We start from the raw sequence: 23,985 nt of genomic DNA, 5'->3' as shown, positions 1-23,985 counted from the left end.
TTAAGGAGTTAATCAATTTGAATTAACTTTAGAACGCCTCGCCTATACCAAAATGGAATTGCATCAGATCAAAAAATCTACGCTCCGGTATCGGAGTACGGTCGTAGGGATCATATACCTTAAAACCGAAATCGAGCCTGAATGCTGCAATGGAAGTGTAGAAACGGAAGCCAAATCCTGCCGCAACCGCCACTTCACTGATTTTTACATTGGACATCTCTTTCCAGGTGTTCCCCCAATCAGCAAAAACCGCCATCCCGATAAGACTGTTGAACCTTTTCCGAAGTTCAAACGATCCCTCCGTCAGTATCCTACCGCCAGGTATGCTGTTCTCATCCAGCCCATTATCAATCCCTTTTTGCGGAGGAAATGCCCGGGAAGACCATCCCCTTACGGAGTTGCTTCCCCCGACAAAAAATTCCTTTACATATGGCACCGTATTTTTATCCCCTGACAAAGTGCCGATATAACCCGCTGAAAATTTCATTCCAAAAATCAGATCATTGGCTGATGAAAGAGAAAAATAGTAACTCGCTGTAGCCTGCGACTTCAGGAACAGCAACGAAAGATATTCACCCTTGAATGCCATCGAAAACAGGTATGGTAAAAGATTCCCTTCCTCAATATAAAGATTATAATTGCTCCCCTCGGTCGGGAAAATAAAATCATCCACATGACTCGATATCAACTGACCGCCAAATCCTGCCGACATAAGATCGTTATACGGATTTCCCAGTTTTTCACTGATTACCGTGAGTCTGTTATATTCGAGTGCATAGAAGAGGTTCATGCTGTTGAAAAATGTGTACTTTGGCAGCTCAAACTCGAAATTTATTTTTCCCTTGTAGGTAAGACCCTGAAGGTATTTTATCTTTTGGATCAGACTCGAAAGTTCGAGGCTCGCAAAGATTGGCTGCCCCAGGAAGTAGGGTTGTTCCACCCGTGCCCTGAACTCGGCGGCTCCGGTAGTCACGGTGTCGGAAAGCGATATCAGACTGAACAATCTTGGAATGTTTAGTGAGAACAAATCCTGATAGTTTATCTGTGCCCTCGAAGTAAACCGCCGCGCACCTCCAAAAAAGTTCTTTCGGTTATACTCGAGGCCCACACCAAAGTTAAATGCATTTTGAATGTTGTTCATTATCAGCTCGGGGTTCAGGTCGTTCATCATGGAGATGTTCCCATCGACCTTAACCGGTACTGAAGATTCCCGGATTCCTTCCATACCGGGATAGATTCTTACATAACTGAACAGACCCGTCCTGTAAAGCCGCACCTGAGCCTGGGTTATTTTGTTAATATCAAAAATATCACCCTGCTTTATTCCCGTCAGGTCCTTGAGCATCTCTTCACTCACTTCACTTTTCCCAGGTCCGCCGGTAGAAACAAGCACAGAATCGATATAATATTTTTTCCCGAGTTGGAAAAAGATATCCACATAAGCCCTGTCGATAAGAGTGTCTTTTACGACAACAGTACTGTCATAATTGGAGAGCAGATACCCCTGCGATTTGAGATACATCAAAACACCATTTATCGATTCAAGAACACGGTCCTGTGAATATGGCTGCCCCTCTCTCACAAGTACTCTGTCATTAATCTCCCAGAAGTCCCTCTGCGGAAATTCTGTCAATCCGTGCAGCTTTACTTTCCCCAACACCGCTTCCGGTCCTTCAAATATCTGATAAGTCAGATCTGCACTTCGGCTTGCAGAATCGAGGGAATAGTAGTAATCAACCTTTGTCTTAAAAAAACCTCGTGAATTATACAATGCTCCGATGTTTTTTACATCTGTATCTACCAAATCAAAGTCGATGTACACAGGTGGTGCACCAAGGGATGTGAATTTATTAAGAAACTGGAAAAAATTATTGGGAGATTCTTTCGACTTTAAAATCGAGGAGATTACTTTCGACGGGATATTGTTATTTCCCTCAAATTTGATCGTCTGTAATTCAAATTGCATCTCCTCCTGAGCCTTAAGTGACACAGTAATGAGAAACAATAAACAGAAAAGCCTGCAGGCATTCTTCAAAAAGCTCTCCAAGGGGGAAATTTATTTTTCTTTTGATTGCTGCCTCGATTTATGACCGGCAAAAATCGAGGCAGCTACGAAAATCTAACGCCTGTTAAACTTCCATTATCTCTTTTTCTTTATGTACAAGTATCTGATCAATTTCTGTGATGTGATCGTTCGTCGATTTCTGCACCTTCTGTTCAGCTTCCTTCAACAGATCCTCCGACAATTTGTCGTCTTTCTGTTTTTTCTTAAGGTGTTCATTCGCATCACGACGAATGTTCCTTATCGCAATTTTTGCTTCCTCGCCGAACTTCTTAACCAGTTTTACAAACTCTTTTCTTCTCTCCTCGGTGAGAGGAGGAATTGGAACTTTGATGTTTATACCATCATTTACCGGGTTAAGCCCCAAATCTGCCTGAAGTATTGCTTTATCAATTGCATTTATCGAACTTCTGTCCCAAGGGGAGATGGAAAGTGTGTGTGCGTCCAGTACACTTACATTCGCAACCTGCTTTAATGGGGTCGGTGTTCCATAATAATCAACTTTTATTCCGTCAAGAATTGCTGTGGTAGCTTTTCCGGTACGAACTTTTGCCAGTTCCTGTCTGAACGCATCTATTGATTTGTTCATCTTGAGCGTGGCTTCTTTAATTATTTGTTCCATTTCAAGCCTTATATAAAATTACTGATTTTAAAAAAACAAATTTACTTTTAACCAGTATGATTTACAAATGTACCAATATTTTCTCCCATTACAACACGCAATAAATTTCCTGTGACATTCATGTTGAATACCTGAAGGGGAAGATCGTTCTCCTGACAGAGACTTATCGCAGTAAGGTCCATTACTCGAAGATTTTTATTCATTACATCAAGATAACTGATTCCTTCAAATTGCTTCGCTTCAGGATTTTTTTCGGGGTCGGAATCGAACACACCATCCACACGGGTTCCCTTGATAATTACATCGGCTTCAATTTCAACTGCCCGAAGTGCTGCCGCGGTATCAGTGCTGAAATACGGGTGTCCCGTTCCGGCTGAGAAGATTACGACTCTCCCTTTCTCAAGGTGTCTGATAGCTCTTCGTCTGATGTAAGGTTCCGCAATCTCATCCATTTTTATTGCCGTCATTAAACGGGAAAACACTCCCGCTTTTTCAATTGCATTCTGAAGTGCGAGTGAATTTATTGTTGTTGCAAGCATGCCCATCAAATCACCGGTAACCCGGTCGATTCCCTGGCCCTCGGCTGCAAGTCCTCTGAAAATATTCCCTCCACCTATGACTATTCCTACCTGTACACCTATATTGTGCACAGTTTTTATCTCTTCAGCAAAAAATTTGAGCATCTCGGGATCTATTCCGAATCCTTTGTTGCCCATTAATGATTCACCACTCAACTTAAGCAATATTCTGCGATATTTAGCTGATGACATCTTTTCTCTCTCCACTTTTATATAAAAAAAGGTCTTAAGAGACTTAAGACCTTTACAATTTATTCAACGACTGACTATTTCGAGCTGTCACCGAGATTGAATCTTACAAAAGAATCAACAACGATTTTTGTGCCGTTGGCTTTGTTTACTTCATCCAAAAATGCTCCGACAGTCTTTTTGTCATCGCGGAAAAATGACTGCTCGAGAAGTGCAACTTCTTCGAAGTATTTGCCAAGTTTGTTCTTTGCAATAAACTCGATCTTGTCTTCCGGCTTTCCTTCTTTTCTGAACTGCTCTTTGTAAATCTCGAGCTCTTTCTCAATCAGGTCAGCAGGTACATTGTCTCTGCTCACTGCAACTGGACTCATGGCTGCAACCTGTTTTGCAACATCCTGTGCGGCATGTGCAAACGCAGTAACAGCATCACCAGATACATTATCGAATCTGACGAGGGCACCCAACTTGTCTCCATAATGGATGTAGAAGTCGATCATGCCATTTTCTGTCTCAAGAGAAGCTACTCTGGAAACTTCAAGTTTTTCGCCAATTTTTGCAGTAAGTTCATTTAACAAATCAGTAACTTCCGGAACTGATTCGATCAATTCTGCAGAACTTTTAATCTTCTTTGAAAATGCGATATCAGTAATCTGTTTTGAGAATGCCACAAAATCATCAGATTTAGCAACAAAGTCTGTTTCACAGTTTACTTCTACCAAAACACCATATTTTTTATCTTCAGAAACTTTTGCTGAAATTCTTCCTTCGTTGGCGCTTCTGTCAGCTCTTTTGGCTGCCATGGCAGCACCTTTTTTCCTCAGGTAGTCAATGGCTTTATCCATGTCTCCTTCAGATTCAACGAGGGCTTTTTTACAGTCAAGAATTCCGGCACCAGTCCTGCCTCTAAGTTCATTTACTTGTGCTGCGGTAATATTCATTCTTAGTCTAATCCTTGTTTTTTATTTTGAGTCTTGCTCAGTTTTATCCTGTTCTTTCCTTACTCTTTCAGATTCAGCAGCGGCTTCGGCTTTTTGTTCCTTGGCTCTTACGCTTGCTTCTTTGGCAGCTTCGACCATTGTCTTGATCACAAGTTCGATGGTCTTTACTGCATCGTCGTTAGCAGGGATAACATAATCAATCAGATCAGGATCGCAATTTGTATCAACCATGGCGAAGACGGGGATGTCGAGCCTTTTGGCTTCTTTTACTGCGATGGATTCTTTTTTTACATCGACAATGAAAACTGCTCCAGGGAGCTTGTTCATCGATTCGACGCCTTCAAGTATTTTTCTTAACTTGTCTTTTTCGCGAGTAAGGAAGAGACGCTCTTTCTTTGTAATTTTCTCGAAAGTACCGTCAGTCTCCTGTCTCTCGATCTGCTGGAGTCTTTTTACACTTTTTCTAATTGTTGAAAAATTGGTAAGCATTCCGCCGAGCCATCTTTCGGTAACCCAGTTCATTCCGCAGTTTCTTGCTTCTGTCTCGATTATGTTTTTGGCTTGCTTCTTCGTACCAATAAACAAGACTTTGTTGCCCTGAGCAACCACTTCACCTAAAGCAACCGCTGCCTCGGTGATCATTTTTTTAGTCTTGTTAAGATCTATAATATGAATTCCGTTTTTCTCCATAAAGATGTAGGGTTTCATCTTTGGGTTCCAACGGCGGGTAAGGTGACCGAAATGCGCACCCGCTTCGATCAGTTGAGTTAACTCTATATCGTACATCTAAACTCCTGTTAAACTTTTTCTTTCTTCCACTTTACCTTAAGCCGCGAGGCACAGGCGGTAAATCAGAAAGAATGTTGATTTGTAAATAAAATTATCTTTTCGAGAACTGGAATCTTTTACGGGCTTTTGGTCTGCCGTATTTCTTTCTTTCAACCATTCTCGGATCTCTTTTCAGATAACCTTCCTGTTTCAAAGGTGATCTGTAATCTTCATTTTCTGCAGTAAGAGCTCTTGAGATTGCAAGGCGGATTGCTTCTGCCTGTCCGGCTGAGCCACCACCCTTTACATTCGCAATTACATCATAACGCCCTGTCAACTCCAGTTTCTCAAATGGGGCTGCAATATCGTCCTGCTGTGTCTTCTGTGCAAAGTAAACGGTCAAATCCCTTCCATTGACGATTACCTTACCCTGACCGGGTCTTAAAACGACACGGGCAACTGCGGTTTTTCTTCTTCCAACAAATAAAGTGTCTGACATTAATTCTCCGTTAGATACTGATTACTTCAGGTTTCTGGGCTGCGTGCGGGTGCTCAGCGCCACGATAAACCTTCAAATGATGAAAAATCTTCTTACCTAATCTCGTCTTAGGAAGCATTCCGCGAACAGCATGCTCAATGACGAATTCAGGTTTTACTTTTATCATCTCGTTATACAATTTGGTTTTAAGTCCACCCGGGTAACCACTGTGATGTTTGTAAATCTTCAGCTCGGCTCTCTTGCCGGTGACGACTACTTTATCAGCATTGATTACTACGACAAAATCTCCGGTGTCAGCATTCGGGCTGAATACCGGCTTCTTTTTACCCCGTATGATACTGGCTACTTCGGTGGCTAATCTGCCCAACACTTTACCCGAAGCATCCACGACATACCACTTCTTTTCTACATCAGCGGTACTGTACCATGGGGTCATTTTTTCTTGTTTCAAAGCTATTCCTCCAACTACAAGTTAAGTTTTTTGAAAGACCACAAATATAATATTTTTTTGGGAGAAAAACAATTTTCAGGGAGGGTACTTCGTAAAAAATAAAGTACTTATTCGAAAAAGAGGTGCGAATTCTTTTGATGGACGGCTGTTTCACCCTGAGTAGACTAAAATTATAGAAAGGCCTCTCACTCTCTCTCTACCTTGCCCGAAAGCGCGTCGTCTCTAAAACGACAAAAACTATTCCAATCAGACCTGCTTATAAACCTTTTTCATCCACTGAATGGTGTTGGCAATCCCCTGATCCAGATTCACCGTCACTTTCAAACCGAGGTCTTTCTGTGCTTTTGATGAATCAACTTTTTTCTGCTTTGTGGTAAGTATCTCCGATTCTTTGTATGTAACCATACTGTCATCTTTGCCGAGGTAGTTCAGAATCTTTGATGAAATTGTTTCGATATTGTGATAATCGGTACCCCCGATGTTGTACACTTCTCCGGGGTTGAAATTATTTGATATGTTTGCGAGCGCATTCACAACATCTTTGATGTAAATACTTGTTCTGAAATGATCTTTGTAAACTGTGAAAGGTAAATTGTGCAGCGCACTGTAGGCGAACAAACAAATTACTGAACGGTAGGGACTGTAATATTCACCCGGTCCGTAGGAATTGAACAGCCTGACTCTTACACTTTCCGTGCCTGACATAATTGCGGAATTCATAACCTGCTGCTCATTTACCCATTTAGTGAGAGCATAGTCGTTCATCTGCTTCACTTCATAATTATCCATGACCGATTCCACCATAACATCCTTGAAATCGCCATAGACTTCAGATGTACTGAAATAAACGGCCTTAAATCCCTCTTTTTCCTGCATTTTTAAAATATTTTTGGTCCCAATGGCATTTGTTTTCCAAAGGGTTTCATAATAGTCTTCGCCGTTCCATCTGCCAAACTCAGCAGCAAGATGAAACACCATATCAAACTTTCGGGGAGAGTTCATATAACCTCTCTCCCAACCACCACCAGTCCAAAGCTGTTCCAACTGACGGAACTCGCTGACATCTATACGAGCATAATTTTGCGCGAAATGGTGTGTATCAATATCAATAACAAAAACGCTGTGGCCTCTTTTTTCCAACTCAGGAATCAGGGCAGTACCAACAGCTCCAAGTCCACCGGTAACAAGAATATTCATTCGCTTTCCTAAAAGGGGGTTCTAACCAAACTAAAAAATGCAGAGCCCGCTTCTCCGCTACAACACAAAATAACTGTACCACCCTCGAAATCACTACGCAATGCACTAAAGAACATTAAGCCATCTTTAATAACAAAAATAGTAAAATATATGCTGTTAATCAATCACATTTTTTCGATTTTAGTTAAATTTTTTTTTGAAATTTGTCAGCAGTCATCGATAAATACTATTATTACTGGAGATTAACCGGAAATTGACTCAATAATCAGATTATTGGTGCAAATATTTCGCAAAAAAAGAATTTTTGAATTCTAGGCTTTAGATATGTTACTCTCCTGACAATTTAATAATTTGCAGTTCAAAAAATTTATGTTCCAATCAAATACAAATGTGTAGAGAGAACGAATAGAAACTAAAGATACAACCGGAATAGTATTCTTAGAAAAGCGAAGCATGTTTATTACTTTTTCGGTAATACTATGTCTTTACACATTCTTTGGATTGTTCTTCATGTCGAACTATGACAGGTCCAATGATGATTGGGAACATTTCGCTGCAATGAAATCTTTTGCTGATGCACCACTAGATCCTTCACATCCATATTCATTTGACACAAAATATTCCCACCTTTTTACACCCTACCATCTATTTTGGGGTCTGATAGCACGACTGCTAAATATTTCTCCATTCTTTTTGTCGCCCGTCATAGGATTAATCAATGTCATAATTTTCATTTTCGCTGTGTACATTTTTGCAGACAGATTCCTAAAAGATTCAAATTTGGCAAGTATACTGCTGTTAACCCTGTTATTCCTGTGGTTTTTGGCCCCTGGTTACAGCGGTTATTATCAATTTAGTCATTTGATGAAAACTGCTGTTTATCCCTACAGGCTGGCATTCTCGCTGGCCCTGATTACTTTGTCATTTTTTCCGGTTAAAGAAAAAAAACTCAAAAATCTGTTTGTCGTCCCGCTAGTGTCAGTGGTATTTCTAATACATCCTCTTTCTGGATTATTTTTATTCATAATGTTAAGTACCCAAATTTTATATTTAGAAAATCTGCGAAAGACTATAAAAGCAGTCTATCTTTCGTATTTGATAATCTCGATACTATTAACATTTAGCTGGCCGTTTTTCCCGGTTTTCGAGACAATATTCTCGTCCGGCAAAATAATGTTTTTTAGTGATTATAAGATTTTTTATGAGGGTCAGTTCATTCTATGCCTTATCCCGGCAATCCCAGGATTGTACTTGCTTTTTCAATCGCAAGTCAAGGCACCATCAAAAAGGATAATGCTAACTTCTCTGCTAGTGTTTTGCATTATGTATTTAATAAACTATTTATTCCTTCATTCAAATATCATCGGAAGAATCGTACTATACATTGCATTCTGTCTCCAAATCTTAACAGTATTGGTGATCAAAAATGGCGTAAACATCCCAAAGAGGAAACTCCAAATTGGCTATTTACTTATTTTAAGTATTTTGGCAGTACCCCAATTCTATATAGCTTTCAAATCACTTTCCTTTTATAAGGACATCCAAAACGGTACACCTCTTTCTTATCACTCGAATATTAATTTCGTTTCCAGACTAAAGCCGGTCTATTCAATACTTCCGAAAGGAATGGTTCTACTCGCCCCAACGAATGAATCGTGGATTCTGCCCTCACTTACCGGTGTAAAAGTGCTGGCAATAAAGCATTCAGACCCATTTGTCGATCCTGAAAAATTCCATTTCAGAAATAAAATCGTTGAACAGTTTTATGACAACGATTGCGACCCAGGAATATTATTGAATCAAAATATACAGTTTTCTTACCTTCTAATTCCAAGAGGAAAACCTACTTTAAAATTGCGGGAATCATATCCGGACCTAAAGGCCGTTTATTCAGATTCATTATATACTCTTTTCAAGAGAGGGAATTGATTGCAATCACCCATCACTCACAAAAAAGTCAAAATAGTTCTATTTGGGAGCTGCATATATATAATAACAATCTGTACTGTCAATTTTTGCCCATTCATTTGTGACCCGGTATGTAATTATCGATCCATACATTCTCTTATAGTCACCGAGTGATTGCTCGATTTGCCACCAGTCCCGATCGATAAAAACCACAGTTCGTTTTTTAACCAATTCCGCAAACACTTTGTCATGTTTATTTGCAATTTCACAATTAATGGCATAATCTATTGGTAAAGGGGATATCGAGCCCTGAAAGAAATTAATTAACGGCATGAAGGGGAGGACTTTCGAGTTGTTCCCGTATTTCCGAACGAGGGAGTCTAGCTCATTCAGTTTGAAGCAAATCTTTTCGTCACCTTTAATGTACTTTAGCGCCGGAGTTATATCTGATAAGTCATAAACAATCTCACTTTTTGTATCACTATAGTGAGGTTTTTGATAACCAATAAAGTATGAGATCATTCCGAAGACTAGCAGATATAATAAGAATCGTTGAAGATTTGTCAGATTCAGCATTTGGCGTGCCCCCATGAGTGATATCATTATAATTGGGGTCGAAAAGAGATGCGGACTCGTGTGTGCCCAACTGATCGAGCTGCTCCAGGACAGAAACAATAACAACAAAAATGCCCAAGGTTTATAAAGATTTTTGAAATCAAACAGCATATACATTAAAGCCAGCAGAAATGTGATTGTCGCAAATTCATCTCGGAATTGAATTTTGAGAAATTCTAAAGTCGACATCTGTTTAAAAAATATTCTGTTAATAAAAAATGCTAATGGATAAACAAAAATAAAAAATGTGTATAAATAAGGAAGAAGAGCCAAGCTGATTGTGTAATTCCTGTACTCTCCAACATATTTTATTAATCTCCAGATGACAATGGATAAGAAGATGAATATGAGATCAGAATGGAGATATTTATATACACCGGCAGTGTAGGCCTCTTTAATCGAAGAGGCTGAACTAGTCTGAACTATGAATTCATCCAGCGCACCAAAATACTCCAGTATAAGACCAAAAACAATAAGCAGAAGAATGAGGGTACCACCCGCGGTTATAATCGTAAATCGTGTGTGTTTGCTCAAATACAAGAAGATAATCCCTGCTATTGGCATCAGATAAAATGATTGCTTTGTAAGCGCTGAGAGAAACAGGAAGAATATTCCAATTGAGATTCCCTTTTTGGAATTATCTCCAATGAGGAAGTAAATTCCAATTGAACCAAAAAGTACTCCATCAACAGTGTGCCATGCAGTGGGTGGAAATGTTGCAACTGAAAAAACAAAGCCGACTGATGCCAACAAATATTTATCCAGTTTATTCTTTTCAAAATCAAAGATTTTACTAAAGGACTTTGACGCTAAGAGACTGCTGATACCAAGACTTATATAGAAAAATGCTCTCTCAAAAAAAATGACATAGTCATGGTGGAGGACAAATAAAGGCAAGCTGTGGAAAAGTGGTGATAATGGAGGTCGTACATAAATAAAATCTTTGTACGGGATCTCTCCGTTGAAGATTCTCCAAGAGAGCCCGGTTATAAAACCATCATCTGCCTCTGTGAGACCATAAGGTGCGTATATTATAATGTACAATGTCACTATTAGAATAAACAGTAGTTTGTATTGCTCTGTCTTGACCCATTCAATTATTCTAGTATAATTCATAAATACTTACAATCAGTTTAAAAAGCAAAAATCTATAATAGTCATTAAGAAGTTAAATTGTTAACTTGAACCCGTAAAATATGAAAAATCCGGCAAAACTCTCAATTGAAAAAAATTTCATCGTTAAATACTGACTCTCTGATATTTTCTGAAAAGTCTTTTTACACAGCATGCGCCCTCCTTTTGGTGTACGGGATAATTGGTACAATATTCCTCGAGTGTTTCTATGTTAACTATGATATTTGGGATCATGTTGCTCAGATAACCGCCTTCAGAGATAATCTGTTCAACCCTGTTGACCCGTATATTAGAGCGGGAAATATCTCTCACATTTTAACTCCCTATCATCAACTACTCGGACTAACTGCAAAACTCACCGGCTTATCTCCGCTAATTATTTTTAGCATCGCGGGGATTTTTAATCTGATATTTTTCTTGTATAGTGTCAGAATAACGGCAAGATACATGTTCGGCGACTTTAAATATTCACTGATAGTCCTTTTAGTACTGTTGGGATTTTGGATTTACGCACCCGGATCAAGCGGAGTCTACGATTTTTCACTCATACCCGTGACACTGGGGTACCCGTATCGGGCTGCATTTCCTGTGTTGTTGATTGTGATTTCCAAAATCCGAATTGACATGAGTGTGAGTACATATTTATCCTTCACGTTGCTTACAGCACTTGTATTCACCATCCACCCGTTATCCGGAACTTATTTAATGCTCGTCATTGGTGCAAAATCCCTTATGAGTAATGAATGGAACAAAAAAAAAATCCTGATGATGGTAATGCCTGTAATCTCTCTGATTCTGACTTTTTTTTGGCCCTATTACCCTGTCCTAAAATTTATTTCTTCCGCTCCGAATTTAAGTGTTTTCAATCTCCCGGAGGCTTACCAGTTTTATTATAAAACCATATATACTATTGCTCTGCTTCTCTTACCATCGATAACAATGATAATCGAAAAGTTAAAGAGAAGGGAATATGATTTCCGCCTGCTGATTCTTCTCCTTTTGACCCCCCTCTTAACACTAAATTATTTCTTTTTAAAAAACGAACCGCTTGCAAGATTCATTGTACTTTTGACTTTGGTGCTTCACTTTCTTACCATCGAGTGGTTGATAACAAAATGGTTGACAAAGGGCAAAACTCATCGAGTGACATTTTTTTTAACTGCCGGAATTCTGCTGATAATGCAAATGCAGTTTTCGTTCACAACAATATCACTTTTTCCTGACATTCTTAAAAATAAACCGCTTGGTTACCATTCAAATTTTAGGTATTACCATGAGTATCAACAATTAGATGAATGGATTAAAGATGGCGGCATAATTCTTGCACCCATGCCTGTTTCAGTAATGATCTCAAGAACGACACATCAAAATGTCGTTGCCTACTATTACCCAAATCCGGCGATTCCCGGAACAAAAGAAAAAAGTGCTGATGTGGATAAATACTTCAGCACTTCTTATATTAAGGAAAAAAATTCAATTCTAAAAAAATATCATGCCAAATATCTTATTTCAAAAGAAGAAATTTCTCCTCTGTCGAAACAGGGTTTGAAACTGACTCAGTTAGGCACAATTGATGACTACTCTGTTTACCGGATTCTCGATATCAACGAACTATAGCCAGTTTCTCCGTAATTCTTTCCACTTTTTCACCCTTCTTCATCACGATTCTGTAAAGGTAAACCCCGCTGGCAACAGGATCACCATCCTCGTCCCTGCTATCCCAGTAAATCTTGTTGAAATCGTATTTTAATTGATTGACAGGTACAACAATCTCTCTGATTTTTCTGCCTGCAACCGTATAAATGATAACTTTCAATTCCTCGGGTATCTGAGTGAGTTTGAAGGTGAACCAAGTCTCATTTGGGAAAGGATTTGGATAGTTATATACATTCAAAAGTTTGGCTTCGTTTACAACCGAGAACTTCTTTGCTATCCTTGCTGTATCGGCAAATGAACTTGAATTACCTCTTGCTACAACATTAAACTCGTAATCTCCGTCCTTAAATTCCGGTTTGTAGGTAACAGTAACTTTTGGATTTGAATTGTTAAACGAATATGAAACTCCCTGAGATCTGAAAAATACCGGAGAACCGTTTAGCCTCATAGAGATTGTTGAAGTATCCTGAAGCGGTATCGAAGAGAAGTCATAAAGCTCAATCTTTATTTCAGCCTTAGGATTTATATACTCACCATCAGGTACATCTACTCCATCAACAGCAAGAGTCAAATACGGTTTCGATGTGTCGCCTTTGATAAAGTAAGGAATCGTGTAAGTGTTGTTGTCTTTATAGAATTCTTTCAGAACATTATCGGGATCAACAGTAATTATGAGTTGCCCGGTGCCAACATCAATCGGAGTTTTAAAAGTAACGGCAAATTTCTTGTTACTGAAAACTCCAAGTGAATCAACAGTTTGCTCAAAAACCTTCACAGGTGTATTGTTACCAATTTTATTTTCAACTTTTACCTTGAAATTTTTTGCTTCTGTTTCGCTCCCGTTAAAAACTTTGAAGTTAAGACTGACATCCCGATTGGGCAAAACTGTGTCAGAAGATAATACCACACTCTGATAATTAGTACCCACCTCAGTAAAATCTTTGTATGTAACGAAAAGTCCGCTTAATTGAGGGCTGGACTTTTTGTCAAATGATTCAAAATTGGCCAACACCCTCATCGTTTTTACAGGTAAACTATTCAGGAGTGACAGATCATAGGAACCACTAATGTTTGACAGATATGAAGTGGTGTCAGTTGTTCCTAAAGAATCAGTATGGATAATTCTGAACTTCATTGCAGTCGAGTCGGGGAATATACCATTTACAACCATTCTATCCCACGATGTAACGGGACCTATTGGAACAGAGATCAGACTCCCATCAATCAGATTGAAATTAATTGTTGTATCAAAAACTGCCGGACCAAAACCAATCTTCTTCCAACCCTCAGGCATCATTCCGGCAGGTGTATTTTTTTTCCCGACCATATACCAGGAATCTCTTCTGGCTAAGGAATCGATGTATTTGCTGCCGTAGTTCTTGAGCATATTTCTTAGACTGGCATCGGCGACAAAAGGATCGAAGGCAGCGGCAACAACGATTAGATTTGATGGATTCAGTGTGTCCAGAAATTTCTTATACTCGTTGACTTCATAAGTATAATCTCCAAAAGTCAAATTAAAAGATTTTACATAAAGGAATTTCATTGAACTGGCTTCAAATACTGCAACATTATGACTTAATACCGTACTTGACTGTAAAACATTTGAATTGTTGTATGATATTGTCGACGAATTACCATCATAGTATCCGGATGCGGTTATTTGGAGTCTCACATTTTGATCCTTCAAAATCATCCGTGAATCCTTAAATATTACATTTTTGAGATCAGAAGCACTAAATGAGATACTGTCTGCCAAACCGAACCCGTTTCTTGTGGAGAGGTATATCGACCTTATAGAACCAAACTGACCGGATAAATTATCCTTAACCCTGAACCAGTACCGCTTTTCTTTGGCAAGTGTCGATAAAGATACCTTCGTGTAAAATGAGTCAAAAGGTGCTGTAAATTGTTGTGCAGATAACATTGTCGGATTGTCCGCAATTTGGATTGTCACCGACTCTGATTCTGGCTTCCTCTGTGGATTAATAAAGTAGAGAAAGTCTTTTACAACATTTTCATTACTGTACTTGAGATAATCGCGCGATGATGAGCTGCTCACAATAAATGAAGTCTCTACTTCATTATCATTGCTGTAAATCTCTTGTATCCTGCCATCATTGTTGAGAATCGCTTTTATTGCGTGGACACCCAACCTGTTCTTGATTGGTATTGACACAATAAGTGAATCTTTAAATTCCGGAACCATTCTCTTCATTAGAGTATCAAAGACGATTTCACCATTTAATCTGTCTGTAATTCTTAATTGAAGCGAATCATTTATCGCCGACCCATAGTTGTTATATTGCAGGATTACTTTTATCGAATCCTGGGTATCATCCGGATTTTTTGGAGAGATTATCATCGCCTCAGTATCGAACAAGAAATTCGATTTTGGAGGAATCTTTAATCCAAGAAACGGATCACCAAAATATGTATTGGTCATTGTAAACAACTGATTTGTTGTACTGTTACCATACTGCTGAAGCATTTTCGTCTTCGCAGTCCTGAGAGCATCAGCAGGTTTCCAAATACTATCATTGATAATTGATGTATAGAATAGATATGGAGCCACGCTTGCTGTGCTGGTAAATCCTAAGCTTGAGTTACTTATATAAGCTATAGGCTGACCTGTGGGATACATTAAAAACTGCTCGGCAAAACAATCTACATCAGGTTCACCGAATTTTCCGGTTGAACACCCGAAATCAGTAAGAAGCGAACCTTTGCCGACATTATTCAATAACTGGCTCGGAGTACGGATATCATTATCCCAGTGGAATGTCCCTGAATGACCAACATACGAGAGAATAACACCACCTTTCTTAATATTGGCATCAACTTCATCCAAAGGGAAGGGTCCATAATTGCTAAAAGGATTAAATGTCCTGTAATATTGATTGTAGTCAAACGAGTAGGGTCTTACCTTAAATTTTTGGGCAAGAACAGTATTTTGATCTCTGAATTCGTTCGCTTGTGATTCATCAACACCACCGGAAAGCAGCAGAACCCTTTTATTAAACCTGTCATATTTTTGCGTGTAGTGTGCTGCCAGCTTTGTAAAATACCGGTTCACATCATCGTTGCTCTTTGCCGGAATCCTTCCGGTTACAATCTGCGGGATGTAGGAATTCGTCGAATCAAAAACTGACAACAAATTATCACTTAAAGGTGACCCGAATGATGGGACAAGATTTTTCTTCGGCTTGATACCCAGAGCTGTTGAATGAGACAACCTGTAATCCCAGGCTGCACTTCCGACCAGCATAGCATAATCAGGATATGGCGACTGCCAGACTGTTTGAGTCGTTCTGAAAAAACTCCTTAAAGCTTCAGTTGAAAAGTACCCGTAAGAATATTCGTCATAAACATCATTCATGTCAATAAACATTGTATCGAGTTGCGACGAATTTTTCAGATACCCGAGGTGCTGCCGAATCGGTTGGGCAAATGCATCTATTGAGACGGCGAGATAATCGGCTTTCAAAGACGGGTTTCGAAGATTCTTCCAGTTTTTCTTGTAGTATAGAGTTGGTTTAAGAATTGAACTGTTTTTTACCAGAAAATAATTGTCAGATTTTGCCACAGTATCTTGAATAACAAGTGAATTTCCCGTTCTCGATGCAAATATTTTTTTAATTCCACTTCCCCGTTTCCACAGGATCAAACTGTCTGAAGCCACATTCGTTATTTCAATATTTTTCACTGTCGAGTTCGCAGAATACGGAAATTTGAAAACGAGTGAGTCATTCGTGGCTTTAAGTTTTCTCGAATACTCCATCTCGACCCAATCAACCCAAACTGTATTGATTGAGGTGCCGGTTGGATATGAAACCACTTTCAATGTATTATTTCCGTTTGCAAAAAGACTGGAAGGAGCACTTCCCTTGAGCACAATTCTGTCATATCTGTCCAAATATGAAGAATCATAAGTGGGATATAATGTACCGATCTGCATAACCAGACTGTGTGATGATGTGGCGTTACTCGAAGCTCCGCTTGCTATTCTCGAAAAGAACCTCACACTGTCTCCCGGGTCCAGTTCACTTATATTGAATGTGTATGATCTGGATGATAAAGTCGTTGGAGCATTGATATTCTGCCAGTAGAAAGTTTTATTCTCGTAAAAATAGGGCAAATCCCTTCTGACAAGATTGCCGTCAAAATTAAGATATGATCTGTCCTGCTCCTGATGAACAAGTTCGGTATATGCTTTTAGGGTATCAGCAGTAGCCTGCAAGTTTTGAAGTGCAGTCTGGACCCTTTTCCCGGCACTCCTGTTCCAGGTAACCCAGTAGACAGTAGTATCAGTAAAACGGTCAAAGTACTCATTATAGGGCACACCATATGCATTAGGTGTCCTGTAATTAGCACTTCCCATGTTCCTTTCACCCAGAAATTCGATATAATCGGTAGCATCAAACCTGTTATCCGAACCGTCAAATACAAAAATTTCCTGCTGAATTCCCTTTTTCAAGAGCTGAAGTGTAGCCGGCTGAATCTCACCGATACTCACCCCCATACCCTGCAGATCGGAACCATAAACCCTGTAAATACCATCTTTTGCCACACCTATTTTAACATAGGCTGCAGAAAAATCAATCCAGTTTCCGGTTGTATCATTTACCGATGTTGCAGAAGCAAATTTATCAACTGATTCCGGGTTCACAAGCATCCCTGAAAAAAGCTTTCGTGACTCATCTGAAAATCGGATTCCGCTGTTGTAGTTTAAGAGTGGCTTGTTTGAGTTAATTGTGAATTCTACTTTGTCAATAATCTCAAGCTTTGAAGAGCCGACATTAAAGTTGTACTGATTGAATTTTAGATGAACAACCCTCACCCCCTTAATTTCGAAATATCCAAGAATCTCAATGACTTCATTTCTCATTTGCTCCAACACAACTTTTGGTTCAAAATTCAGACTTATTGTCGTATCGTGAGTGAGATTTGCTTCCGGATTGATTGAAGGATTGAAATCTTCCGTCCTTTTCTCGATTATCCGAAAATCAACCGTAACTTCCGCCCCGGGAGGAAGTGCAACAAATAATGACTTCGAGGGAAGTGAAATCTCTCCGGGACGCGATTCATCGTAATAACTCAGCTTTTTCTGTCTAACATCATCAGTCAGTTTGGCTATACTGACTGGTTCGGGTTGGATTGTGAATTGCAGCTTTTGCCCGCTCTCCTGATAACCCGAAATTTTGTCCTGTGAATGGAGGGAAATGACAAGGAATGGAATCAATATGAAATATCTGAGCATGGAAACCTGGTGTATTTTTATATTCAAAATGATGTCTGATTTTTGGATAATCTTAAACTCTAATATAAAATAATTTGCTAAATCAAAACAGACCATTATCTGTTAAGCGATGATATCTTTTTCTTATATAACCGATGACCCGCTTGAGAAAGGGTCGTTTATTCACTTTTTTCCAGTGATTTCTGAAATGAAAAGAATCATAACCTGCTTCTCTTTCTATTTTGGTTGGATGATCCGATATCTTAAAATCGTCATCAACAGGGAGATTAAAAAATGGTTTTTCCCCGGAAAAGTGAGTACCGTGACTGCCAATATTCGAAACGAGATTTTTTTGGGGAATGATGCAAAGTCCGTCATGTTCCCAAATGGTGAGAGCTGCCTGATAATCCCAGCCGTCATAGGCAGGGTGATTGAGATTATAACCGAATTCCTTCATAAAAAACTTCTTCTCACTTTTATCAGGAAATTTCTTCTGAATTATTGTTTCCAATTTCGGTCTGTAGAAATCAACCGGAAGAATTATACTCTCCCAACTTCTCCTCCAGGTTGCCCAACCCCAAAAATGAGCATATTGTGAGAACACATAAGAGTTGGTGCCTTGTTCATATGACTCGCTGAAGTTGTTTCCGCTTATCATCCAAATCTTTTCTTGATTCTCATATCGTAAAAGCAACTCCTCACAAAAAGCGGGAAACGCCTTTCCCGGTACACAATCATCTTCGAGAATAATCAGTTTGGTCTCTTTCTCGAAAGCTGTCGTAATTGCATGAAAAGGACCTCCGCCACATCCAAGATTTTTATCGGAATAAATTTCGATAACTTCTTCGCAGAAGTCGATTGTTCCAAAAATCTTCTTACAGTCTTCAACTTTCTTTATATCATCCTGATTCCCTTCCCTTGGCCCATCAACAAAGGCATACAGCCTTGAGAGTTTGTGGACAGATAGTGCACTCACAACTTTTTGCAGCATCTCAGGGCGATTAAATGCAATTATAAGAACCGGTGTATTAATCATTCTTCTGCCTCAAAAGTGCAACGAAAAGCAGAGCTATCTGAATTAAAGCAGAAACTACGAAGGCGATTGCTGCACCGATATAAAGCATGCTCGATGTCAGAACAAGAACCAGCCCAAGCAAAACGATACTGCCAAGCAAATTAATGGCGGCAATCAACTTTACTTTTCGGCGAATATAAAATTTCACCTGTATCGCTTGAATTATCGGTAATATGAGCGCCTGTATCACTAGGATATTCGAATATTCAAGAGAATCCTGAAATTTCCCAAGAGTTAACACTTGAATTATTGTATCTGAAAAAACGAAGTATAATGCCACAATCACGAGTATTATCAAAACAAACACTCGAAAATTCTTAGACTCTCTTATCGGTTTATCACGAAAATCCTCATAAAACTTCGGCTCAAATGCCTGAAATACGGATGTGCATGCAGTTGTTACAAAAGTTGCAACCTGTTTGCCGACATTATAAACTCCCAATCCCGGCAAATTGTTTAACCTTTCAAGTATAATCACATCAGCAGACGGTGCTGTGCTGTGAAGAAAAGATGCCAGAGTCAGTGGCAACATTTCTTTCAATCCCCGCTTCACCTCGATAAAACTATAGGAGTGTTGTCCCTTTCCTGCCAAACCAAACCATAATGAAATCGCTATTATGGTATTGGAAGTGGCTATTCCAAGCAATTTCCCTGTTGCACCGTAATTAAACAACCAAACTATCATTATTGAAAAGAAGACATTTCCCAGCAACTGAGAACCCTCTGTGATAAAAAAGTATCGCCCTGCTCCCTCGATTCTGAAAGCTACAAGTCTGATTGATATAAAACTTTGACTGATCAGTATGATAAACATGATCGGGACATTCGGAAAAAAGAGAATTTCTGTCCCGGAGGCTGTAAAGTAAAAATACACCAGAATCATCCCGACTGTCATCAGCATGAGATTCCAGAAAAAATTGAAGATCAGCAAATCAAGCAGAAGTTTTCTTTTCCCTGCTTCATCAAGTTCCCGGCTTCTTATGATGTAATAATTTGTAAGTGAGAGGATCGAGAATTGTGCAACTATCATGTTCAAAGCAGTAAAAAAAGCCAATATTCCAAAATCTGCTTTTGAAAGAAGAACCACAAAAATCGGAAATGAAATAAATGAGACTGCAATGCCTAATATTGAAGTGGCAAAAAAATAACCACTGTTAAGAATCAAGGTTCTTAGTCCTGAGGGAAGCAATGCGGCGAACTGTTCCTTAATCCTCATCATTTCTGCCCCGAGATCTCGAAAATCCGGTAGTTAAGACCGGCCGAAATCTCTTTAATCCCAACATGTTTTACCAGTTCTTGTGGTGAATAGCCGGTATCATTCATATTGCCTCCGAGCCAGATTAAAAAACTTTTTTCTTCGCTGAAATATTTCGGGAGATCATCTAACCTGACAACGACATCCTCTGAATTATAGAAAAATTTTTGAGGGGATTTCTTCGTCTGAAGATTTGTCGCATAGTATAAGAGTTCAGGATTATTGCAATAAATCTTTCCTGTTGATTTCAATTCCCGGAAAATATGATCCGGTATCCTGGGCAGCCTTGCCTGATACTCATCTGTGGCAATTCCCCCTGCACCATGTTCGATTCTGGAATTAAACGATCTTATATCAGTGCGAATATACAGAACAACAGGAATAATCAACACAACTAACCCTGCTATCGTTAGGAATTTTTGATACTTCCACTTCCTAAGATTGGTTTTGACAACATCAACGAATATTAAGAAGAGGATCAAAAGTGGAATGAATGCCGGAAACAAAAGTCGATTATTTAGTCTGTCAAATGCAGAAACAGTGCAGGAGATGATAGTTGCACTAATAAACAAAACCGTGAACAACAATTGAATGTCTGACCTTCTTGCAAAATCTGAAAACGGAGTCTCAGTAACCTTCAGGTAGCGGGCTGCTGCATATAAAATGACGGGCAGCAACAACAAAAATGGAAACACCCAATACAAAAAAGTCTCAGTCGAGATCAGAGTAACATCAATAATATTATACATTGAACTCCCTCTTTCTCCAAATGGAGTTCCCGAAACTGTAAAGTTTCTAATCAGCCATAAAACAGCCGGAACAACTGCTATAGAGATGGAGAGAGAGGTATTTCGAAACCATTCTCTCCTGTTACCTCTCAAAATCAGATATAAGATTACAACGAACGAGATAATTCCGATATACTTCAGAAAAAAGAGAATTAGTGACAAAACCGACAACCAAATGACTCTCCCCACGGTCAATTCTTCCCGCCACTTCTCGCCCAGAAAGAGAAACAGGAGCAGAATGGGGATGAAAATTACCTCAGCAAATGCGAAAACTGACACCAGATAAAATCCCGGGGCAATCACCAGCAACCCCATCCCGTAGTAACGAAGGCTCGGTGCCTTTAGTTTTTGTTTCAACAGGAAATAAAATATTATGAGAATAAAGGAGAGGGAGAAGATATTCAGAGCAAATAGAATGGAGTACTGATTTGCCCCGGTAATTGCAATTAAAAATGAGATAATCAATGAGTATCCCGGAGGCCATAAAACAAACGGCTCACCGCCTAACCCGACGAATCCCCTCCCCGCGAGGATGTTTTCGGAGAGAGCAAGATAATTCATCGTATCCCCCGTTAATCCAATCCCGTATTTTGAAGTGCCGATGACAAAAAGTGTTATTGCTGTCAAAAGAGCCGCACACAAAACAATCAGATCGACACGGGTCAGGTGAAAATCCAACCCGGCGTCATTTTTTCTCATGCGCCACTTCGCTTTATACTCTCCCCTTCACAGCATCTGCAAACTCGAGGAGCATACCCCAATTATTTTTCTCTTCAAAGTAATTACCCGTCACAATAATTTTTGCACCCGAATCCACCATTTTCCCTGCTGTTTCGGGAGTTTTGATTCCACCACCGGCAATTACGGGAATTGATATGTTTTGCGACACGGCATGCACCATTTCAAATGGAACGGGATTATCAGCGCCGGATCCTCCTTCGAGATAAATCATTTTCATACCAAGATATTCTGCAGCGAGGGCTGTCGCAACGGCAATCTCCGGTTTGTGTCGCGGTATTGGCATGCTGCCACTCATATACTCAGCCGTCGTTCTCCGGCCTGACTCGATCAACATGTAACCTGTAGAAATCGCCTCAAGTCCATATTTTTTAATCACAGGTGCGGCAATAACATGTTTCCCGATCAGGTGTTCCGGGTTTCTCCCACTGATGATGGAGAGGAAAAGGATTGCATCTGCAAATCGGGATATCTGACTCAAACCGCCCGGAAATATAATCACAGGAAGGTGTGTAAGTTTCTTTAGTGTCTTTATTGCAAGATCAAAATCTCCGGAGACCATTAAACTTCCACCGACAAGGAAGCCATCTACTCCGGCAGCGGCACATCTGTTGGCAAACTCTTCCAGATCCGCCCCGTGAAAACGATCGGGATCCAAAAGAATAAAGTACAATGCTCTCTGATTGGATAATTTTGTTTGTATCGAAGATTGGATGGTCATCAAAAGTGTAGTTTTTCCAATTTTGCTTAAATTTCAGATTATTCTATTAAAATTTAGCGAATCATCATGGAAATTAAAAGTAAAGAAACGGAATTCCCTCTTTTTTGTGATTTTAACTGCAAATTTGCTTCTTTTGCAGGAAAGGAATTGATTGGTGATTGCAGGAAGGAATTGGCGGTATGGTGTAATCACTTTGAAAAATATAACAATAAAAATTCGAAGTGCATCTTAAAAAAATCGGTGGGGAAAACCAAAGGGTAACAGCCCGTTTTTTTGATTCCGGTTCCGATCATTTAATAACTTTCTTAAGTTCCTTTTCAAACTCTGAATATGTTTTCTTCTTTGGATGAAAGGAAACCTGCTTCCCTTTACTATTGTAAATGGCAGTAGCCGGAATTGCCCCGTTCCAGTTTTTGTTGATCATGTCAATTAGTACCTGATCATCCTTAAATTTCGCAACAAAATTAACAAACGGGGCTTTCATCTTCTTTAAAAAGGGTTCAATCTTGCTTTTGATCTCGTCAGGGTGATCCAGACTCACTCCTACAAAATCAACATCTGTATACTTCTTCGCCAGTTTCACGATATCAGGAAACTCCTCTACGCACGGTATACACCAGGTCGCCCAAAAATTAATGAAGAGAGGTTTACCGTCCCTGTTCTCAATTAGAGCTTTTACACCTTTCTCATCAATTGTTTTCACACTTTGAGAGTATACACACGAGGAGAATAAAACCACAATCAAAGCTATTTTGGACAACTTCCTAAATCTCGGACAACTCATAATTCTAGACTCATAACTAATAAATTAATTAACCCTTTTAATGGTACATCCGAAAGCTTTTGTCCTTGAAACAGAGACCGGCTTGCCAGCAAGTATTTCATCGAGAGCCTTGCTTAAATCTTTAGTGGTAACTTCCTCTTCTCTCCTTTTATCGTCAATTCTTCCGTGATAAAGTAATTTAAGGTTACCGTCCAATACATATACCTCGGGTGTAAATGAAGCCGACAACTGATCAGCTACCTTGTTTCCTGCATCTTTCAATATGGTAAAATCGAGACCGTTGGATTTAGCGTGAGTCTTAATCGCGGAAACATCTTCAGCCTTGTTGGAATTAATGCCCAGAAAAGTAACACCTTTATCTTTGTAAGTTTTAGCAATTGATGCCATTCTGGAATTGTAGGCATTGGAAACAGGACATTCGGTGGAGATGAACATCAATACAATCGCCTTTGAAGATTTATAATCAGTCAGAGAGTGCGATTTACCGTCAAGATCAGGTAAAGAAAAATTATTGACAATTGTATCAAGAGTTTTGGTGTTATCCTGTTCGTTGGCTACAGCTTCCCGTTTTGTACAGGAGGCGAACAACAAACCGGCGAATAACAATATTATAAGCTTTCGCATGAAGAATTCCTTTCGAAAAGAATTGGGGATATATCTAATAATAACACAGAAGAAGAAAAAAGTTCCGGAGAGTGAAATTTAAGGAATGATTTAAAATAAAAAAGCCCCAAAATAAATGGGGCTTAAAAAATAAAAACCGGCAGC

Annotated in this window: 18 protein-coding genes and 1 rRNA gene (1 of these 19 cut by a window edge); 2 read left to right on the top strand and 17 right to left on the bottom strand. The window is 39.3% G+C overall.

The features are described from left to right. Window positions 1-28: 28 nt before the first annotated feature. The 8 genes from J0L60_06130 to J0L60_06095 all read right to left on the bottom strand — a co-directional run bounded on the left by J0L60_06130 (window position 29) and on the right by J0L60_06095 (window position 7,304). Complete coding sequence (locus J0L60_06130; protein ID MBN8545694.1) at window positions 29-1,966, bottom strand: BamA/TamA family outer membrane protein; 1,938 nt, start codon at window positions 1,964-1,966, stop codon at window positions 29-31. A gap of 163 nt (window positions 1,967-2,129) precedes the next feature. Continuing rightward, on the bottom strand, window positions 2,130-2,684 hold the full coding sequence (frr, locus tag J0L60_06125) for a ribosome recycling factor (protein MBN8545693.1): 555 nt from the start codon (window positions 2,682-2,684) through the stop codon (window positions 2,130-2,132). Between the two features lie 47 nt (window positions 2,685-2,731). Continuing rightward, a complete protein-coding gene (locus tag J0L60_06120; GenBank protein ID MBN8545692.1) occupies window positions 2,732-3,454 on the bottom strand; it encodes a UMP kinase in 723 nt (240 codons plus the stop codon). 74 nt (window positions 3,455-3,528) lie between these two features. Further along, complete coding sequence (locus J0L60_06115) at window positions 3,529-4,389, bottom strand: elongation factor Ts (GenBank protein MBN8545691.1); 861 nt, start codon at window positions 4,387-4,389, stop codon at window positions 3,529-3,531. 21 nt (window positions 4,390-4,410) lie between these two features. Then, the gene (gene rpsB, locus J0L60_06110) at window positions 4,411-5,175 is read right to left on the bottom strand and encodes a 30S ribosomal protein S2 (protein MBN8545690.1); all 765 of its coding nucleotides are present in this window, start codon (window positions 5,173-5,175) and stop codon (window positions 4,411-4,413) included. Between the two features lie 94 nt (window positions 5,176-5,269). Beyond that, window positions 5,270-5,656, bottom strand: coding sequence for a 30S ribosomal protein S9 (gene rpsI / locus J0L60_06105; GenBank protein ID MBN8545689.1), 387 nt, complete (start codon window positions 5,654-5,656; stop codon window positions 5,270-5,272). A 10-nt stretch (window positions 5,657-5,666) separates the two neighbouring features. Further along, the gene (rplM, locus tag J0L60_06100; GenBank protein ID MBN8545688.1) at window positions 5,667-6,092 is read right to left on the bottom strand and encodes a 50S ribosomal protein L13; all 426 of its coding nucleotides are present in this window, start codon (window positions 6,090-6,092) and stop codon (window positions 5,667-5,669) included. 261 nt (window positions 6,093-6,353) lie between these two features. After that, window positions 6,354-7,304: an NAD(P)-dependent oxidoreductase gene (locus J0L60_06095; GenBank protein MBN8545687.1), complete on the bottom strand. Its 951-nt coding sequence runs from the start codon at window positions 7,302-7,304 to the stop codon at window positions 6,354-6,356. Between the two features lie 510 nt (window positions 7,305-7,814). On the opposite strand from J0L60_06095, the gene J0L60_06090 reads away from it, so the two are divergent. Next, window positions 7,815-9,233, top strand: coding sequence for a hypothetical protein (locus J0L60_06090; protein MBN8545686.1), 1,419 nt, complete (start codon window positions 7,815-7,817; stop codon window positions 9,231-9,233). Between the two features lie 39 nt (window positions 9,234-9,272). Here the strand turns inward: J0L60_06090 and J0L60_06085 are convergent, their stop codons facing one another. Then, window positions 9,273-10,943: a hypothetical protein gene (locus tag J0L60_06085; protein ID MBN8545685.1), complete on the bottom strand. Its 1,671-nt coding sequence runs from the start codon at window positions 10,941-10,943 to the stop codon at window positions 9,273-9,275. A gap of 105 nt (window positions 10,944-11,048) precedes the next feature. Here J0L60_06085 and J0L60_06080 point away from each other — a divergent pair, with 105 nt between their 5' ends. Then, window positions 11,049-12,578, top strand: coding sequence for a hypothetical protein (locus J0L60_06080; protein MBN8545684.1), 1,530 nt, complete (start codon window positions 11,049-11,051; stop codon window positions 12,576-12,578). On the opposite strand, the gene J0L60_06075 is transcribed toward J0L60_06080, so the two are convergent. The 8 genes from J0L60_06075 to rrf form a co-directional block, all read right to left on the bottom strand. Then, window positions 12,565-17,877 (bottom strand): hypothetical protein, encoded by a 5,313-nt coding sequence (locus J0L60_06075; protein ID MBN8545683.1) that lies wholly within the window; start codon window positions 17,875-17,877, stop codon window positions 12,565-12,567. The two genes, J0L60_06080 and J0L60_06075, sit on opposite strands and share 14 nt — an antisense overlap. Window positions 17,878-17,959: 82 nt before the next feature. Further along, complete coding sequence (locus tag J0L60_06070; protein ID MBN8545682.1) at window positions 17,960-18,892, bottom strand: nucleotide-diphospho-sugar transferase; 933 nt, start codon at window positions 18,890-18,892, stop codon at window positions 17,960-17,962. Further along, window positions 18,885-20,150, bottom strand: coding sequence for an oligosaccharide flippase family protein (locus J0L60_06065; GenBank protein MBN8545681.1), 1,266 nt, complete (start codon window positions 20,148-20,150; stop codon window positions 18,885-18,887). The genes J0L60_06070 and J0L60_06065 overlap by 8 nt, the downstream gene beginning before the upstream one ends. After that, window positions 20,147-21,673 carry a glycosyltransferase family 39 protein gene (locus J0L60_06060; protein ID MBN8545680.1) on the bottom strand — a complete coding sequence of 509 codons (1,527 nt, stop codon included), beginning with the start codon at window positions 21,671-21,673 and terminating at the stop codon, window positions 20,147-20,149. Before J0L60_06060 ends, J0L60_06065 begins: the two co-directional genes overlap by 4 nt. Before the next feature lie 13 nt (window positions 21,674-21,686). Further along, window positions 21,687-22,433, bottom strand: a complete 747-nt coding sequence (locus J0L60_06055; protein ID MBN8545679.1) for a geranylgeranylglyceryl/heptaprenylglyceryl phosphate synthase — start codon at window positions 22,431-22,433, stop codon at window positions 21,687-21,689. 289 nt (window positions 22,434-22,722) lie between these two features. Further along, a complete protein-coding gene (locus tag J0L60_06050; protein ID MBN8545678.1) occupies window positions 22,723-23,136 on the bottom strand; it encodes a TlpA family protein disulfide reductase in 414 nt (137 codons plus the stop codon). A gap of 105 nt (window positions 23,137-23,241) precedes the next feature. Beyond that, on the bottom strand, window positions 23,242-23,841 hold the full coding sequence (locus tag J0L60_06045; GenBank protein ID MBN8545677.1) for a thioredoxin family protein: 600 nt from the start codon (window positions 23,839-23,841) through the stop codon (window positions 23,242-23,244). A gap of 134 nt (window positions 23,842-23,975) precedes the next feature. Further along, window positions 23,976-23,985 (bottom strand): 5S ribosomal RNA (rrf, locus tag J0L60_06040); it runs 107 nt beyond the window's last position.

The sequence above is a fragment of the Ignavibacteria bacterium genome (assembly GCA_017302895.1).
Classification (GTDB): Bacteria; Bacteroidota; Ignavibacteria; order Ignavibacteriales; family Ignavibacteriaceae; genus UTCHB3.
Note: the sequence above shows the minus strand (reverse complement) of the source record. Positions and strands in the feature narration are given on the sequence as shown.